This window comes from Kitasatospora sp. NPDC059088 (assembly GCF_042738155.1).
Taxonomy (GTDB): Bacteria; Actinomycetota; Actinomycetes; order Streptomycetales; family Streptomycetaceae; genus Kitasatospora.
This window is the reverse complement of the sequence record NZ_JBHYGR010000059.1, coordinates 7,737-26,720: the sequence shown is the minus strand read 5'-3', so window position 1 is coordinate 26,720 and position 18,984 is coordinate 7,737. Positions and strand designations below refer to the sequence as shown.

At 77.6% G+C, this 18,984-nt stretch carries 1 protein-coding gene; it reads left to right on the top strand.

Features of this window, described 5'->3' with window-relative positions; all coding sequences use genetic code 11:
* The first annotated feature begins 165 nt into the window (after positions 1-165).
* Positions 166-18,984, top strand: coding sequence for a non-ribosomal peptide synthase/polyketide synthase (locus ACFWXO_RS24990; protein WP_380526082.1), 18,819 nt, complete (start codon positions 166-168; stop codon positions 18,982-18,984).

The following is an 18,984-nucleotide window of genomic DNA, read 5'->3' as shown; positions in this document are numbered from 1 at the left end:
GCCGCCGCAGGCGGCGCCTGCCGTCGCACCGCCGCCGTACCACCGTCGTACCGCCGTGCACCCCCACGCTCGTGCACTGCCGCCACACCGTTCCCGCAGCACCGAGGGCCGGCCTCCGCCCGGGTGCCCGCGCAGCCTCCTCCCCGTCCGGAAGGACCTCCCGCCATGGCCGAGTGGCCCGCCCAGCCCGTGCGTCCGTCCGCTCCGCTGTCGGCCCGCGACACCGCCGGGGCGCCGGACGGCGTCACCGACCCGCGCCCGGCGGGCCGTACCCTCGACGGTCTGTTCGCCGCCCGGGTGGCCGAGGCGCCGCACGCCCCGGCGCTGACCGACGGCTCGCGCACCTGGAGCTACCGGGAGCTGTCCGACCGGGTCGACCGGCTGGCCCGCGCGCTGAGACGGCGCGGCGCGGGCACGGACCGCACGGTGGCGCTGGTCCTGCCGCGCTCGATGGAACTGGTCGCCGCCGAGCTGGCCGTCGCCCGCTCCGGCGCCGCCTTCCTGCCGGTGGACCCGGACTACCCGGCCGAGCGGCGGGCGCTGATGCTCGCCGACGCCGCGCCCGCCGTGGTGCTGGACGACCCGGACCGGGTCGCCGCGGCGCTGGAGGCGGAAGCAGAAGGAGCCGTGGAAGCCGAAGCCGGAGCCGGAGCCGCCGGGCCCGGCACCGACCACGCGGCGTACGTCATCTACACCTCGGGCTCCACCGGGACCCCCAAGGGCGTGGTGGTCACCCACCGGGGCATCGCCGGGTTCACCGCCGCGGCCGTCGAGCGCTACGCGGTGCGCCCCGGCGACCGGGTGCTGCAGTTCTCCTCGCCCAGCTTCGACGCCTCCGTGCTGGAACTGTTCATCTCCGTCCTGGCCGGTGCCACCCTGGTCGTCCCGCCGGACGGCCCCTGGCTGGGCGCGGAGCTCGCCGCCGTGCTGGACGAGCACCGGATCACCCACGCGCTCGTCCCGCCCGCCGCGCTGGCCACCGTGCCCGCCGGGGCCGGGCGCCACCTGCGCACCCTGATCGTCGGCGCCGAGGCCTGCCCCGCCGAGCTGGTCGACCGCTGGGCACCCGGCCGCCGCATGATCAACTCCTACGGCCCGACCGAGGCCACCATCGTCGCCACCTGGACCGGACCGCTCGCCGCCGGCAGCGGCACCCCGAGCATCGGCGCGGCGCTGCCGCACGCCCGGGCGTACGTGCTCGACGAACGGATGCGCCCCCGGCCGGCCGGCACCGACGGCGAGCTGTACCTCGGCGGCGAGGGCGTGGCCCGCGGCTACCTGGGCCGCCCCGGCCTGACCGCCGCGCGTTTCCTGCCCGACCCCTTCGGGCCGCCCGGCGCCCGGCTCTACCGCACCGGCGACCGCGCCCGGTGGACCGCCGACGGACAGCTGGAGTTCCTCGGCCGGCTCGACCGGCAGGTGAAGGTCCGCGGCGTCCGGATCGAACCGGGCGAGATCGAGGCCGCGCTGCGCGCCCACCCGGCCGTCGACCAGGCCGTCGTGGTGGTCCGGGAGGACGAGCCGGGCCGGACCCGGCTGGTCGGCTACGCTACCCCCGCCGACCCGCAGCACGCCCCCGACCCGGCCGGCCTGCGGTCCGCCCTGGCCGCGGCCCTGCCGGCCCACCTGGTGCCCTCCGCCGTGGTCGTCCTGCCCGCCCTGCCGCTCACCCCGCAGCTCAAGGTCGACCAGCGCGCCCTGCCCGCCCCCGCCCGCCCCGACACCGCCGAACCGCTCGCCCCGCGCACCGGCCGGGAACGCGCCCTCGCCGCCATCTGGGCGGAGGCCCTCGGCCTCGACGCGGTCGGCGTCGGCGAGGACTTCTTCGAGCTGGGCGGCGACTCGATCCTCGCCGCCCGCACCCTGGCCCGGATCGCCGAGCGGCTCGGCGCCCGGCTCACCCTCCGGGACGTCTTCACCGCCCGCACCGTCGCCGCCCTGGCCCCGCTGCTGGACGACCGGCCGGCGGACGCGGCGCCGGAGCCGATCCCGCCCGCCCCGCGCGGCGGTCCGCTGCCCGCCTCCAGCGCCCAGCGCCGGCTCTGGTTCCTCGACGACCTCGACGCCGGCGGCACCGAGTACAACACCGGCGCGGCGCTGCGGCTGCGCGGGGCGCCCGACGTCGAGGCGCTGCGCCGCGCCCTGCACCGGCTGGCCGGCCGCCACGACGCGCTGCGCACCACCTTCGCCACCCTCGACGGCCGGCTCCTCCAGCACGTCGCCGGGACGGCCGAACTGCCGCTGCGCACCGCCGACCTGGCCGCGCTGCCCGCCGAGGAGCGCGCGGCGGCCGCCGAACGGCTGCTGACCGAGGAGCTCGGCCGCCCGTACGACCTGGCGCAGGGACCGCTCACCCGGGCGCTGCTGGTCCGGCTCGCCGCCGAGGACCACCTGCTGCTGCTCGGCCAGCACCACATCGTCACCGACGGCCGCTCGGTCGCCGTGCTCACCCGCGACCTCGCCGCGCTCTACCGGGCCGAGGCCACCGGCGCACCGGACGGGCTGCCCGAACCCGCCCTCCAGTACCCCGACTTCGCGCACTGGGAGCAGCACCGCCGGGGCACGGACCCAACCGCCGACCTCGCCCACTGGAAGCGCTGCCTGGCGGACCTCCAGCCGCTCCAACTGCCCACCGACCGGCCCCGGCCCGCGCTGCGCGGCACCGCCGGGGCGGCGCACCGCCACCATCTCCCGGCCGAACTGGTGGCCCGGCTGCGGAACCTCGCGACGGGCCGCGGCACCACCCTGTTCACCCTGTTCGCCGGGGCGTCCGCGCTGCTGTTCTCGCGCTACTCCGGCCAACGGGACGTCGCCTTCGGCACCGTCACCACCGGGCGCGACCGGCGGGAGCTGGAGGACGTCACCGGCTTCTTCGTCAACACCGTGGTGCTGCGCGCCGACGTGGACGGCAAGGCCACCGTCGACCGGTACGTGGGGGACCTGCGCGCCGTGCTGCTGGACGCCTTCGCGCACGCCGCCGCGCCGTTCGACCGGGTGGTCGAGGAACTCGCCCCGCCCCGGGACCCGAGCCGGACCCCGCTGGTGCAGGTGCTGGTCGTCCAGCAGAGCCCCACCGCCCCGGCCACCGCCGGCGGCCTGCACTTCGCCGACCACCCGCTGCCCCGCCCGGCCGCCCGGTTCGACCTGGTGCTGGAGTTCACCCCCGACGGGGCCGGCGGCTGCACGCTGACCGTCGAGTACAGCACCGACCTGTACGACGGGCGCACGGTGGCCCGGATGAGCCGGCACCTGCACCGCCTGCTGGCCGGCATGGCGGACGGTCCGCAGCGCGTCCTCGACGAACTGCCGATGCTCTCCGAGGAGGAGCAGCGCACCCTGCTCGACTCCTGGAACCCGCCGGCCACCGGCCGGGCCGGGGCGCCGGGCGCCGTCCTGCCCGCCCTGTTCGAGGCGAGGGCCGCCGAGGCCCCCGGGCGGACCGCCGTGGTGCACGGACCGGTGCGGCTGGACTACGCGGAGGTGAACCGGCGCGCCAACCGGCTCGCCCGGCTGCTGGTCTCCCGGGGCGCGGGCCCGGAGCGGCTGGTCGCGCTCTGCCTGCCGCGCTCGGCGGAACTTCCGGCGGCGGTGTGGGCGGTGCTGAAATCCGGTGCGGCGTACCTGCCGGTGGACCCGGCGTACCCGGCCGAGCGGATCCGGCTGCTGCTGGCGGACGCCCGGCCCGCGCTGGTCCTCGCCACCCGGGAGACGGCGGCCGCGCTGCCGGCGGGGTGCCCGGTGCTGCTGCTGGAGGACTGCGCCGCCGCTCCCGGGGCCGACGCCTCAGGGGCCGACACCTCAGGGGTTGACGCCGACCTGACCGACGCCGACCGGCTCGGCCCGCTGCTGCCGGACCACCCCGCGTACGTCATCCACACCTCCGGCTCGACCGGCCGCCCCAAGGGCGTCGTGGTCACCCACCGCAGCGTCGCCGCGCTCGCGGACTGGGCGGCGGAGCGGTTCGGGGCCGACGGGCTGACGCGCGTGGTCGCCGCGACCTCGCTCAACTTCGACGTCTCGGTCTTCGAGCTGCTCTGCCCGCTGCTGGTGGGCGGATCCGTCGAGGTGGTCGCGGACCTCACCGTCCTCGCCGAGGCCGCAGCCGAGGCCGGAGCCGAGGCCGAGGCCGACGCCGGGGGCCCGCGCCCGGTCGGCCTGCTCAGCGGGGTGCCCTCGGCGCTCTCCCGGCTGATCGCCGGGGGCACCGCCCCGGTCGCCCCGGACACCGTGGTGCTGGCCGGCGAGGCGCTCTCCGCCCGCGCGGTGCGCGACCTGCGGCGGGCCCTGCCCGGCAGCGCCGTCGCCAACCTCTACGGCCCCACCGAGGCCACCGTCTACGCCACCGCCTGGTTCGCCGGTGACCGGCTGCCGGACCGGGCGCCGCCGATCGGCCGCCCGCTGGGACTGACCAGGGCGTACGTCCTGGACGCCGGGCTGCGCCCGCAACCCCCGGGAGTGGTCGGCGAGTTGTACCTCGGCGGGGGCGGCCTGGCCCGCGGCTACCTGGGGCGCGGCGGGCTGACCGCGGCCCGCTTCGTGGCCGACCCGTACGGCGGGCCAGGGACGCGGATGTACCGCACCGGGGACCTGGTGCGGTGGAACGCCGACGGGGACCTGGAGTACCTCGGCCGGATCGACCAGCAGGTCAAGGTCCGCGGCTTCCGGATCGAACTGGGCGAGGTGGAGGAGGCGCTGCGGCGCTGCCCCGGCGTGGTCGAGGCGGCCGCCGCCGTCGCGGAGAGCGGCGGCCACCGGCGCCTGGTCGGCTACGTGGTGCCGGGCCCGGCGGGCGGGGTGGAGCCCGAGGCGGTGCGGCGCGCGCTCGCGCTGACCCTGCCGGACCACCTGGTGCCCGCGGTCGTCGTCCTGCTGCCCGCCCTGCCGCTCAACCCCAACGGGAAGCTCGACCGCGGCCGGCTGCCCGACCCGGGACCGCTCGCCCGGACCGTCCGCCACGTCGCCCCCCGCACCCCCGCCGAGCAGGCGCTCGCCGCCATCTGGACGGACGTGCTGCGGCTGGAGCGGGTCGGCGCGGACGACAACTTCTTCGACCTCGGCGGCGACTCCATCCTCGGCATCCAGGTGGTCGCCCGGGCCCGGCAGGAGGGCCTGCCGCTGACCTCCCGGGACCTCTACCGGCACCAGACCGTCGCCGCGCTGGCCCGCTGCGCGGACGCGGCCGAACGGCCCGCCGCCGTCGCCCCGGTGGCCGCCACCGGGACGGCGGTGCCGACCCCGATCCAGCGCTGGTGGCTGGAACGTTCCGCCGGACGGGCCGGGCACTTCAACCAGGCGCTGTCACTGCTGCTGCCCGCGGAGGTGGATCCGGCGGCGCTGGAGGAGGCGCTGAACGACCTGGTCGCGCACCACGACGCCCTGCGGTCCTCGTTCGTGACGGCCGGTGGGGCGGAGGCCGCGCACTGGCGGGTCGAGGAGCGCACGCCCCGGCTGCGGCTGGGCCGGCACACCGGGCCGGACGGTGACACCCCCCACTTCGGTCCGTTCGCGCTGCACGGCGCCGGGCACCGCCCGCTGCTGCGCGCCGTACTGCACGACCGGGGCGCCGGGCGGCCGCCCGTGCTGCACCTCGCCGTCCACCACCTGGTGGTCGACGGGGTGTCCTGGCGGGTGCTGCTGGAGGACCTCGACACCGCCTACCGGGCCCGCCGCGCGGGCCGGGACGGCGCGGCCGCCCTGCCGCCGAAGTCCACCCCGCTGCGGCAGTGGGCCGAGCGGCTGGCCGGGTTCGCGGCCGCAGGAGGCTTCGAGGACGAGACGGAGTACTGGGCGCACGCCCTCCCCTCGCCGTCCGCGCACGGCCAGGACCCCGAGCCCTTCCCGGCCGAGGACCGGACGGCCCCCGACGACTACGCCTCGGCCCGCTCGGTGACCGTACGGCTCGACCCCGCCGCCACCGCCGCCCTGCTGCGCACCCTGCCCGAGACCTACCGCACCCGGGCCAACGACGTGCTGCTGTCCGCCCTCGGGCGGGCGCTGCGCGGGGCGGGCGGGCCGGCGCAGGTGCTGGTGGACGTGGAGGGGCACGGGCGCGAGGAGCTCTTCGCCGAGCTCGAACTCGGCCGCACCGTCGGCTGGTTCACCACCCGGCACCCGGTCGCGCTGGCCGTGCCGCCCGAGGCCGGCTGGGACGCCGTGCTCAAGCAGGTCAAGGAGCAGCTGCGGGCCGTCCCCCGGCGCGGGCTCGGCTTCGACGCCCTGCGCCACCTGGGCCGCCCCGGCACGGCACCGGCCGCGCCCACCGCCCGGATCAGCTTCAACTACCTGGGCCGGATGGACGTTTCGGGCGGAGGTGGCAGCGGTGACGACCGTGCGGACGACGGGGCCGGGCTGCTGCGCGGCACCTTCCGCCCGCTGGAGCTGGACGCCGACCCGGGGGTCGAGCGCCCGCACCCCCTGGAGATCGTCGGCCGACTCGTCGACGAGGCGCTGGAGTTCACCTTCCACTACGCCGAACCCCGGCACCGGCGGGCCACCGTCGAGGCGCTCGCCCGGCGCTACGCCGAGGAGCTCGCCGACCTCGCCCGCTTCGCGGTCAGCCCCGGCGCCGCCGGGCGGACCCCGTCCGACTTCCCGCTGGCCCGGCTCGACCAGGCGGCCGTGGACCGGATCACCGGCGAGGACCCGGGCGCGGTCGCGGACGTCCTCCCGCTGACGCCCACCCAGGCCGGCATGCTCTTCCACGACCTCGCGGACGACGGCGGCGGCGCCTACTTCCAGCAGCTGGACTTCGTCCTGGACGGCGTGCCCGACCCCGGCCGGCTGGCCGCGGCCTGGCAGTGGGTCTCCGACCGGACCGAGGTGCTGCGCTCCCGGGTCCGCTGGCAGGACGTCCCCGAGCCGCTGCTGGTGGTGCACCGCCGGGCGGAGCTGCCGGTCACCGAACTGGACTGGCGCGAGGTCCCCGAGCCCGAGCGCGCCACGCGGCTGGCCGACCTGCTGGACCGCGACCGGGCCCGCGGCCTCGACCTCGACCGGGCCCCGCTCCAGCGGCTGGCGCTGATCCGGCTCGGTGAGGACCGGGTGCGGGTGCTGTGGTCCTTCCACCACCTGGTGCTGGACGGCTGGAGCCTGTTCCAGGTGCTCACGGACGTCTTCGCGGCCCACGCCGCCCTGGCCCGGTCCGGCCCGGAGGGAGGCGCACCGTCCGGCACCGTCCCGCCCGGCACCGTCCCGTCCGGCACCGTCCCCGACCGCCGCCCCTACCGTGACTACCTCGCCTGGCTGGCCGGGCGCGACACCGCCGAGGCGGAGCGGCACTGGCGCACCCGGCTGGCCGGGGTCACCGAGCCGACCCCGCTGCCCTACGACCGCGAGCCGCGCGGCAGCCACCGCGCGGAGTCCAGCCGGGCCCTGCCGTTCACCCTGCCCGCCGCCGCGACCCGGGCCCTGGAGGAGCTGGCCCGCGGCGCCGGCCTGACCCTGAACACCCTGGTCCAGGGCGCCTGGGCGATCCTGCTCGGCCGCGGCGCGCACCGCGGCGACGTGCTGTTCGGCACCACCTCCTCGGGCCGCCCGCCCGAGCTGCCCGGGGTGGAGTCGATGACCGGGCTGTTCATCACCACCCTGCCCACCCGGACCGCGGTGCCCGCCGACGGCACCCTGCTGGACTGGCTGCGCGGGCTCCAACGGGAGCAGAGCGAGGACCGCCGGCACGGCTTCCTGCCGCTCACCCGGCTCCGGGAGGCCACCGGACTCCCCGAGCAGGCCGCCCTGTTCGACAGCATCGTGGTCTTCGAGAACTACCCGGTCGACGACGGTGCGGCGGCCGCCCACGGCCTGCGGCTGCGCGAGCTGGACGGGATCGAGACCACCAACTACCCGCTCGCCCTGCTGGCCCACCCGGGGCCGGAGCTGTCCCTGCGGCTGTGCTACGACCCGCGGCTGTTCGACCCCGGCACGATCCGGCGCACCGCCCGGCAGCTCACCGCCCTGCTGACCGCGCTGCCCGAGGGCGCCGACCGCCCGCCCGCGCGGATCCCGCTGCTGTCCGCGGGGGAGCGCCGGAAGGTCCTGGTCGACTGGAACGCCACCGCGGTCGAGCGGCCGGAGCGGGACGTCGCAGAGCTGTTCGCCGAGCAGGTGCGGCGGTCGCCCGGGGCGGTCGCCCTGGAAGCGGGCGAGGAGCGCCTGAGCTACCGCGAACTCGACGCCCGCGCGGCCGCCCTGGCCGCCCGGCTGGCGGCGCTCGGGGTCGGCCCGGAGCGCCCGGTCGGGGTCCTGATGGATCGTTCCGTCGCCCTGGTCGTCGCCCAGCTGGCGCTGGTCCGCACCGGCGGGGTGTACGTCCCGCTGGACGGCCGGGCCCCGCGCGAGCGGCTGCACGGGATGCTCACCGCCGCCGGTGCCGACCTGCTGCTCACCGACGCCGACCGGGCCGGCACCGCGGCCGGACTGCGCCCGGACGAGCGGGTGCTGCTGGTCGACGGCGGCCCCGCCGGCCCGGAGCCGGAGCGCTTCGAGCCGGCGCCCGTCCACCCCGACCACCTCCAGTACCTGATGTTCACCTCCGGCTCCACCGGCACCCCCAAGGGCGTCGCCGTGCGCCGCCGGGACGTCGCCGCGCTCGCCCTGGACGGCGCCTTCGCCGGGCACGACCGGGTGCTGGTGCACTCCCCGCACGCCTTCGACGCCTCCACCTACGAGCTGTGGGTGCCGCTGCTGCGCGGCGGCACCGCCGTCCTGGCCCCGCCCGGGGACGTGGACGCCGCCGTGGTCCGCCGCGCCGTCACCGAACAGGGCGTGCGCTGCCTGTTCCTGACCATCGGCCTGTTCCGGGTGCTCGCCCAGGAGGACCCGGGCTGCCTGCGCGGCGCCCGCGAGGTGTGGACCGGCGGCGAGGCGGTGCCGGGCGCCGTGGTGCGCCGGGTGCTGGAGGCCTGCCCCGGACTCACCGTGGTCGACGTCTACGGCCCGACCGAGACCACCACCTTCGCCACCCGCCGGGCCTTCCGCACCGGCGACCCGCTGCCCGCCGTGCTGCCGATCGGCCGCCCGCTGGACAACACCCGGGCGTACGTCCTGGACGGCGCGCTCCAGCCACAACCCCCGGGCACCACCGGCGAGTTGTACCTGGCCGGGGCCGGCCTCGCCCGGGGCTACACCGGGCGGCCGGGGGAGACCGCCGCCCGCTACCTCGCCGACCCGTACGGCCCGCCCGGCGGCCGGATGTACCGCACCGGGGACACCGTGCGCTGGAGCGAGGACGGCGACCTGGAGTTCGTCGGCCGCGCGGACGACCAGATCAAGATCCGCGGGTTCCGGATCGAACCCGCCGAGATCGAGGCCCGGCTGACCGCCCACCCGGCCGTCGCCGAGGCCGTGGTCGGCCTGCACCAGGACGGCAGCGGGCGCAAGCGGCTGGTCGCCCACCTGGTGCTCACCGAGAGCGCCGAGAGCGCCGACCATGCCGATACCCCCGATACCGCCGCGAACGCCGAACCCCCCAGCGCCGCCGCCCTGCGCGCCCACCTGGCCGCCGAGCTGCCCGACTACATGCTGCCCACCGCCTTCGTCACGGTCCCCGCACTCCCGCTGACCGCCAACGGCAAGGTCGACCGCCGCCGGCTGCCCGCCCCCGACCGCGCCCCGGCCGGCGGCGCCGCCCACCGCGCCCCGCGCACCGACGCCGAACGCGCCCTGGCCGGGATCTGGGCGGAGCTGCTCGGGGTCGAGCGGGTCGGCCTCGACGACGACTTCTTCCTGCTCGGCGGCGACTCCATCCTCAGCATCCAGGTGGTCTCCCGCGCCCGCGCCGCCGGCCTCGCGCTCTCCCCGCGCGACCTCTTCCGGCACCCCACTGTCGCCGCGCTGGCCGCGGCCGCCGGCACCGCCGTGACCGTGGTCGGCACCGAACCGGTCGGCGGCGAGGTCGGCCTGACCCCCATCCAGCACTGGTTCCTCGACGCCGCCCCGGCCGAGGCCCACCACTTCAACCAGTCCGTGGTGGTGGAGACGCCCGGCACGGTCGACCAGGACGCCCTGCGCCGTGCCCTGGCCGCCCTCCGGGCGCACCACGACGCCCTGCGTTGCCGCTTCACCCCCGGCCCGGACGGCACCTGGCAGCAGCACTGCGAACCCGCCGACACCACCGCCCCCGAGCTGCTGACGGTCCACCACCGGGACGAGGAGGCGGCCGTGACCGCGGCCGCCCAGGCCGGCTTCCGGCTGGACACCGGCCCGCTGCTCACCGCCCGGCTGTTCCGGCCCGGCACCGCCGGCCCGGCCCGGCTGCTGCTCGTCGTCCACCACCTGGTGGTCGACGGCGTCTCCTGGCGGGTGCTGCTGGAGGACCTGGAGACCGCCTACCGGCAGGCCGTCGAGGGCCGCCCGCTGCGGCTGCCCGCCCGCACCACCTCCGTCCGGGAGTGGGCCCGCCTGCTGCGCGTCCGTGCCGAGTCCGGCGGCTTCGCCGGGCAGCGCGCCCACTGGGCCGAGGCCGCCCGGGCGTGCGCCGCCCCGCTGCCGGTGGACGGCGAGGGCGCCGACACCGCCGCCGAACTGCGCTCGGTGACCGTCCGGTTGGACCGCGAACGCACCGACCGGCTGCTGCGCCAGGTGCCCGCCGTCTACCGCACCCGGATCGACGACGTGCTGCTCACCGCGCTCGGCCGGGTGCTGGCGGACTGGACCGGGCGGCGCACGGTGGCGATCGGCCTGGAGGGCCACGGCCGGGAGGACGGCCTGTTCGAGGGCGTCGACCTGTCCCGTACGGTCGGCTGGTTCACCTCGCTGTACCCCGTCGCCCTGGACGTCCCCGACGCCCCCGGCGGGGACTGGGGCGCCGCGCTCAAGTCCGTCAAGGAGCAGCTGCGCGCGGTGCCGGACCACGGCCTCGGCTACGGCGCGCTGCGCCACCTGGCGCCCGACGGCGGACTCGCCGACGCCCCCGCGCCCGGCATCAGCTTCAACTACCTCGGCCGCTTCGACTGGTCCGCCGAGGGCGCCGCCCTGGTGCGCGCCGTCCCCGGCGGCCTGGGCGGTTCGGAGGCGCCCGGCACGGAGCGGCCCCACCTGCTGGACGTGGTCGCCCGGGTCGAGGGCGAGGAGCTGGAGATCGCCTGGTACTACGGCGCCGGCCGGCACCGCGCGGACACCGTCACCGCCCTGGCCGAGGCGATGCTGCGCGCGCTGGAGGGGATCCTCGCGCACTGCGCCGAACCGGGCGCCGGCGGGCGCACCCCCGCCGACTTCCCGCTGGCCCGGCTGGACCAGGCGGCGGTGGACCGGATCGTCGGGGACGGGCGCGAGGTCGCCGACGTCCTCCCGCTGACGCCGATGCAGGCGGGCATGCTGTTCCACAGCCTGCTGGAGCCGGCCGGGCGCACCTACGTCAACCAGGTGCAGCTGGTGCTCACCGGGGTCACCGACCCGGGGGCGCTCGCCGAGGCCTGGCAGCGGACCGCGGACGCCAACCCGGTGCTGCGCACCCGGCTCAGCTGGCAGGACACCGCCGAGCCGGTCCAGGTCGTGCGGCGCCGGGCGGCCCTGCCGATCGCCCACCACGACTGGTCGGACCGGCCCGCCGAGCGGGTCGCCCGGGACACCGCCCGGCTGCTCGCCGCCGACCGGGAGGCCGGGATCGACCTGGCCACCGGGCCGCTGCTGCGGCTCTCCCTGGTCCGGCTGGGCGCCGACCGGGTGCGGGTGGTGTGGACCTTCCACCACGTGCTGCTCGACGGCTGGAGCGCGGCCCAGGTCTTCGACGAGGTCTGCGAGCGCTACGCCGCGCTGACCGAGGGCCGGCCGCCGCAGCTCGTCGAACGCGCCCCCTTCGCCGACCACCTGCGCTGGCTCGCCGCCCAGGACGGGGCGCGGGCCGAACGGTACTGGCGCGACACCCTGGCCGGCTTCCCCGCGCCCACCGAACTGCCCCGGGACCGGCGCCCCGCCGGGGCCCACCGGGCGAGCTCCGGTGCCAAGGTGCGGATCGGCCTCGGCGCCGAACTCTCCGAGCGGCTGCGCGACACCGCCCGGCAGGCCGGGCTGACCGTCAACACCGTCCTCCAGGGCGCCTGGGCGCTGCTGCTCTCCCGCTACGGCGGCGGGGACGACGTGGTGTTCGGCACCGTCGTCTCCGGGCGGCCCGCCGAACTCCCCGGCGTCACCTCGATGGTGGGGCTGTTCATCAACGCGCTGCCGACCCGGGCGCGGATCGACGAGCGCCGCCCGCTGCGGGAGTGGCTGCACGCGCTGCAGGGCGCCCAGTCGGAGGCCCGCCGGTACGACTCCGTCTCGCTGGCCCAGCTCCAGAACTGGAGCGAACTGCCCGGCGGGACGGCCCTGTTCGAGAGCATCGTGGTCTTCGAGAACTACCCCTTCGACGCCGGTGCGCTGAGCCGGCACGGGCTGGCGGTGGAGACCGAGAGCGTCCAGGAGCCGACCAGCTACCCGCTCAGCGTGGTGGTCGCCCCCGGCGATTCGGTCGTGATCGACCTCGACCACGACCCGGCCGCCTTCGACACCGCGACCGTCGAGGGCCTCGGGGCGAGCCTGCGCACGCTGCTGGCCGGGTTGGCGGCGGGCCTCGACCGGACCGCCGCCGAACTGCCGCTGCTGGCACCGGAGTCGGGCCGCGAGCTGGTCCGACGCCTCGGCGGCGCGGTGGTCGAGCCACCGGAGCGCACCCTGCCCGAGGCCTTCGCCCGGCAGGCCGCCCGCACCCCCGACGCCCCGGCCGTCCGCTCCGGCGGCACCGTGCTGAGCTACCGGGAGCTGGACGAGCGCTCCAACCGGCTGGCCCGGCTGCTGATCGCGGCCGGGGCCGGCCCCGAGCGCTTCGTCGCGCTCGCGCTGCCCCGCACCGCGGAGCTGGTGGTGGCCCTGCTGGCGGTGCTCAAGAGCGGCGCCGGCTACCTCCCGGTCGACCCCGGGTACCCGGCCGAGCGGATCGCGTACCTGTTCGAGGACGTCCGGCCCGAGGCCGTGATCACCGACTCCGGCGCCGGGCGGCGCCTCCCCGCGGGCGGGTTCACCCGGATCCTGCTCGACGACCCGGACTGCGCCGCCCGGCTCGCCGCCGCGCCCGCGGAGGCGCTGGACGTGCAGGAACGATCCGCCCCGCTGCTGCCCGGGCACCCGGCCTACGTCATCCACACCTCCGGCTCCACCGGCCGCCCCAAGGGCGTGGTGGTCGCCCAGGCCTCCGTGCTGGCCCTGACCGACTGGGCGGCAAGGGAGTTCACCGGCCGCGGCCTGGACCACGTGCTGGCCGCCACCTCGCTCAACTTCGACGTCTCGGTGTTCGAGATCTTCTCGCCGCTGCTCGCCGGCGGCTGCGTGGAGCTCGTCCGGGACCTCCTCGCCCTCACCGAGGGCTCCGGGCCCCGGCGGGCCGGGCTGGTCAGCGCGGTGCCCTCCGCCCTCGGCGGACTGCTGGCCGGGAACGCCGTCCGCCTCACCGCCGACACCGTGGTGCTGGCCGGCGAGGCGCTGCCCGCCCGCACCGTACGTCTGGTCCGGGAGGCCGTCCCCGGCTGCCGGGTCCTCAACGTCTACGGCCCCACCGAGGCCACCGTCTACGCCACCGCCGCCGTCTGCGAACCCGCCGACCCGGCCGACCCCGCTCGTCCCGCCGATCCCGCTGGCCCTGCCGACCCCGACCGCGACCCGCCGATCGGCCGCCCGGCCGGCGGCGCCCGGGCCTACGTGCTGGACGGGCGGCTGCGCCCGGTGCCGGTCGGCGCCCCCGGGGAGCTGTACCTGGCCGGCACCGGCGTGGCCCGCGGCTACCTGCGCCGCCCCGGCCTCACCGCCGCCCGCTTCCTGCCCGACCCCTTCGGCCCGGCCGGCGCCCGGATGTACCGCACCGGCGACCTGGTGCGCTGGGGCGCCGACGGCCGACTGCGCTACCTCGGCCGCGCCGACGACCAGGTCAAGGTGCGCGGCTTCCGGATCGAACTCGGCGAGCTGGAAGCCGCGTTGGCCCGCCACCCGGAGGTGGCGGCGGCCGCCGCCCGGGTGGTCGAACAGGACGGCCACAAGCGGCTGGTCGGCTACGCCGTCCCCCGCGACGGCCGGCTGCCCGACCCCGTCGAGTGGCGGGACTTCCTCGGCCGGAGCCTGCCCGACCACCTGGTGCCCGCCCTCGTGGTGCCGCTGGAGCGGCTGCCGCTCGGCGCCACCGGCAAACTGGACCGGCGCGCCCTGCCCGTACCGCAGTGGCACACCCCGGCCGACGCCGCCGCGCGGCCGCCCCGCACCGCCGCCGAACGCACCCTCGCCGCGATCTGGTCCGAGGTCCTCGGCGTGCCCGAAGTCGGCGCCGACGACAACTACTTCGCCCTCGGCGGCGACTCCATCCTGGGCATCCGGATCGTCTCCGCCGCCCGCCGGGCCGGCCTCGCCCTGACCCCCCGCCACCTGTTCGCCCACCAGACCCTGGCCGAACTCGCCCGCGCCGCCGAGGAGTCGCCGAACCCGGGCGGCACCGCCGAACAGGGCCCGGTGACCGGCGACGCCCCGCTCACCCCCGTCCAGCACTGGCTGTTCGACACCCTCGACGGGGACCCGGTCCGGCTCACCCAGTCGCTCGCCTTCCGGCTCGCCCCCGACACCGACGAACACCTGCTCTGGGCGGCGCTGGCCGCCGTCCTGGCACAGCACGACGCGCTCCGGCTGCGCTACCGGCGCCGGCCGGACGGCGGGTGGCGGCAGTACGGCAGCGCGCCCGGGCCGGACCCGGAGCTGCGCACCCACCACCTGCCGGGCGCGGCGGAGTTCGAGGCGCTGCGCCGGGAGCTGACCGAGGGCTTCGACCTGGCCGCCGGACCGCTGCTGCGCGCCGCCCTCTGCCACCTCGCCGACGAACCCCACCCCGTCCTGCTGCTGGCCGCGCACCACCTGGTGGTGGACGCGGTGTCCTGGCGGCTGATCCTGGAGGACCTGGACACCGCCCACCGCGCCCTGCGCGCGGGGCAGCGGCCCGACCTCGGCCCCAAGACCACCTCCTTCCGCGCCTGGGCCGAACGGCTCGCCGCACACACCGCCGCCGGCGGCTTCGACGGCGAACTCGCCCACTGGCAAAGCCCGGAGGGCGAGGCCGACGCCGTCCTGCCGACCGACTTGGACGGCGCCGACACCGCCGCCGTCGAGGAGTCGCTGACCGTCGCCCTGGACGCCGAGCGGACCGCCCGACTGCTCCAGGACGTCCCCGCGGCCTACCGCACCCGGATCGACGACGTACTGCTCTGCGCCCTCGGCCGGGTGCTGGCCCGCTGGACCGGACGCGACCGGGTGAGCGTCGCCCTGGAGGGCCACGGCCGGGCGGACCTCCTCGACGGCGTCGACCTCTCCCGCACCGTCGGCTGGTTCACCACGATGTACCCCGTCACCCTGGACGTCCCCCGGGCCGCCGACACCGGCACCGTGCTCAAGGCCGTCAAGGAGAACCTGCGCGCCGTCCCGCACGGCGGCGTCGGCCACGGCGCCCTGCGCCACCTGCGCAAGGCCCCCGGCCTCGCCGGAACCCCGCAGCTCGGCTTCAACTACCTGGGCCGGCAGGACTGGACGCCCGCCCCCGGCGGCCTGCTGCACACCCCGTACGGCGCGCTCACCGGCGGGCTCGACCGCACCGCCCGGCGCCCCCACCTGCTCGACGTGCTCGGCCGGGTGGCGGACGGGCGGCTGGAGTTCACCTGGTCCTACTCCCGTGAACGGCACCGCCGGGCCACCGTCGACCGGCTCGCCGCCGAACTCCTCGACGAACTGCGGGAGATCGTCCGCCACTGCGCCGAACCCGGCGCCGGCGGCCGCACCCCGTCCGACTTCCCGCTCGCCCCGCTGGACCAGGCCGCCGTCGACCGGCTGGTCGGCACCGGACGGGAGGTGACCGGGATCCAGCCGCTCACCCCCACCCAGACCGGCATGGTGCTGCACGGCCTGGACGAGGCCGAACACGGCCTGTACGTCGAGCAGCTCACCTTCGTGCTGGACGGCGCCCGCGACCCGGAGCCGCTGGCCGCCGCCTGGCAGCTGGTCGTCGACCGCACGCCCGTGCTGCGCACCGCCGTCGCCCTCCACGACGTGCCCGTCCCGCTGCAACTGGTGCACCGGCACGCCACCCTGCCGGTCACCCGGCACGACTGGAGCGGGCACACCGAGCGCGAGCGCACCCGGCGGCTGGAGGCGCTGCTCGCCGACCGGCGCTCCCGCCCGATGGCGCTGGACCGCGCCCCGCTGCTCCGGCTCGACCTGGTCCGGCTCGGGCCGGACAGCATCCGGGTGGTGTGGACCTTCCACCACGTGCTGCTGGACGGCTGGAGCGTCTTCCACGTGCTCGCCGACGTGCTGGCCGCGCACGCCGCACTCCTCGCCGGGCGGGCGCCGGAGCTGCCCGAACGCCGCCCCTTCGCGGACTACGTGAGCTGGCTCGCGGCCCGCGACACCGGCGCCGCCGCCGAGCACTGGCGCACCGCCCTGGCGGGCCTCACCGCGCCCACCGCCCTGCCCTACCACCGCAGGCCCGCCCCCGGCGACACCGCCCGCTCCGGGCAGTGGCTCTCGCACCGGCTGACCGCGGCCGACACGGCGCTGCTCCAGGCCTTCGCCCGCCGCCACCGGCTCACCCTCAACACCCTGGTGCAGGGCGCCTGGGCACTGCTGCTCGCCCACCGCAGCGGCGACGCCCGGGTGTGCTTCGGCACCACCGTCTCCGGGCGCCCCGCCGACCTGGCCGGCGCGGACGACATCGTCGGCCTGTTCATCACCACCCTGCCCGCCCTGGTCACCGTGGACGGCACCCGGCCCTGCGCCGACTGGCTGCGCGGCCTCCAGGAGGAGCGGGCCGAGGACCGCCGGTTCGAGCACCTGCCGCTCGCCGCGATCCGGGCGCTGAGCGAACTCCCGCCCGGCACACCGCTGTTCGACAGCCTGGTGGTGCTGGAGAACTACCCCGTCAGCGCGGCCTCGGCCGGCGCCCACGGGCTGCGGATCCGCGACCTGGACGCCCGGGAGGCCACCAACTACCCGCTCACCGTGGTCGTCTCGCCGGGCGAGCGGCTCGCCGTGGAGCTCGGCCACGACCCCCGCCACCTCGACCGCGCGACCGCCGAGAGCCTGGCCGACCAACTGCTGCACATCCTCACCGCGCTGGCCGGCAGCGACGGCGCCGCCAGGCTGGACGACCTCGACCTGCTGCCGCCCCGGGAACGGCGGAGGCTGCTGCACGGGCCGGCCCGCCCGGCCCTCGACCCGGTCACCCCGGCCACCCTGCCCGCCCTGGTCGAGGCCGCCGTCGACCGCAGGCCGGACGCGGTGGCCCTGAGCGCCGACGGCTCGGAGCTGACCTACGCCCAACTGGAGGCCCACGCCAACCGGTTGGCGCACCGGCTGATCGCCCGCGGCGCCGGACCCGGCACCCTGGTCGCCCTGCTGCTGCCGCGCTCGGCGGACATGCTGCTCGCCGAACTCGCCGTGGCCAAGACCGGTGCCGCCTTCCTCCCCGTCGACCCCGCCTACCCGGACGAGCGGGTGGAGGCGATGCTGCGCGACGCGGCCCCCGCGCTCACCCTGGACGCCAAGGAGACCGCCGCCCTGCTCGCCGCCGGACCGGACGGCGGCCCCGAGCACCGCCCCACCGACACCGACCGGACCCGCCCGCTCGACCTCGACGACCCCGCCTACGTCATCTACACCTCCGGCTCCACCGGCACCCCCAAGGGCGTCGTGCTCACCCACCGCGGCCTGGCCGCCTTCGCCGCCGCCGAGGCCGCCCACTACCGGATCGCCCCCGGCGACCGGGTGCTGGCCTTCGCCACCCCCAGCTTCGACGCCTCCGTGCTGGAACTCTGCCTGGCCCTGCCGCACGGCGCCCGCCTGGTGGTGCCCGCCCCCGGGCCGCTGCTCGGCGACCGGCTCGCCGGCCTGCTGCGCGCCGAGCGGATCACCCACACCCTGCTGCCGCCCGCCGCCCTGGCCACCCTGCCCGCCGACACCCCCGGTACCCTGCCGGACCTCAGGACCCTGATCGTCGGCGCCGAGGCCTGCGGCCCCGAGCTGGTCGCCCGCTGGGCCCCGCACCACCGCATGGTCAACTCCTACGGCCCGACCGAGGCCACCGTGGTCGCCACCTGGTCCGCGCCGCTGACGGCGGACGGCGCCGCACCGCCGATCGGCCGCCCGCTGCCCGGCACCGGAGCCCGCGTCCTGGACGCCCGGCTGCGGCCGGTGCCCGACGGCACGCCGGGCGAACTGTGGCTGAGCGGGCCCGGGTTGGCCCGCGGCTACCTCGGCCGGCCCGGACTGACCGCCGCCCGGTTCACCGCCGACCCGTACGGACCGCCCGGCAGCCGGATGTACCGCACCGGCGACCTGGTGCGCCGCGACCACCGGGGCGAACTGCACTTCCTGGGCCGCACCGACCACCAGCTCAAGCTGCGCGGCCACCGGATCGAGGCGGGCGAGGTCGAGGCCGTCCTGGTGCGCCACCCCGCGGTGCTGGACGCGGTGGTGAGCATCCGCGAGGACGAGCCCGGACTGCCCCGGCTGGTCGCCCACGTGCTCGCCTCGCCCGGCGAGCCACCGACCGGTGCGGAACTGCGGGCGCTGGCCGCCCGCTCACTGCCCGGCCACATGGTCCCCACCGCCTTCGCCGTCCTCGACCGCTTCCCGCTCACCCCCGGCGGCAAGACCGACCGCGCCGCGCTGCCCGCACCCCGGCCGGTCGAACCGGGCCCCGCCGAGCGGGTGGCACCCCGCACGCCCACCGAGGAGGCGCTCGCCGCGATCTGGGCCGACACCCTGGGCACCGCCGTCGGCGTCACCGACGACTTCTTCCTGCTGGGCGGCGACTCCGTGCGGGCCCTGCTGATCGCCTCCCGCGCCAACGATGCCTTCGGCGTCACGCTCACCCCCCGCGACGTGCTGGTCTCCCGCACCGTGGCCGACCTGGCCGACCTGGTGGAGGACCAGGTGCTGAGCGAACTCGAAGCCGCCGCGTCCGGCGGCCCCGACGATGACGAACGGTGA

Excerpts from the sequence above, each read along its gene's own strand:
- ACFWXO_RS24990 (WP_380526082.1), top strand. The coding sequence starts at position 166 with ATGGCCGAGTGGCCCGCCCAGCCCGTGCGTCCGTCCGCTCCGCTGTCG.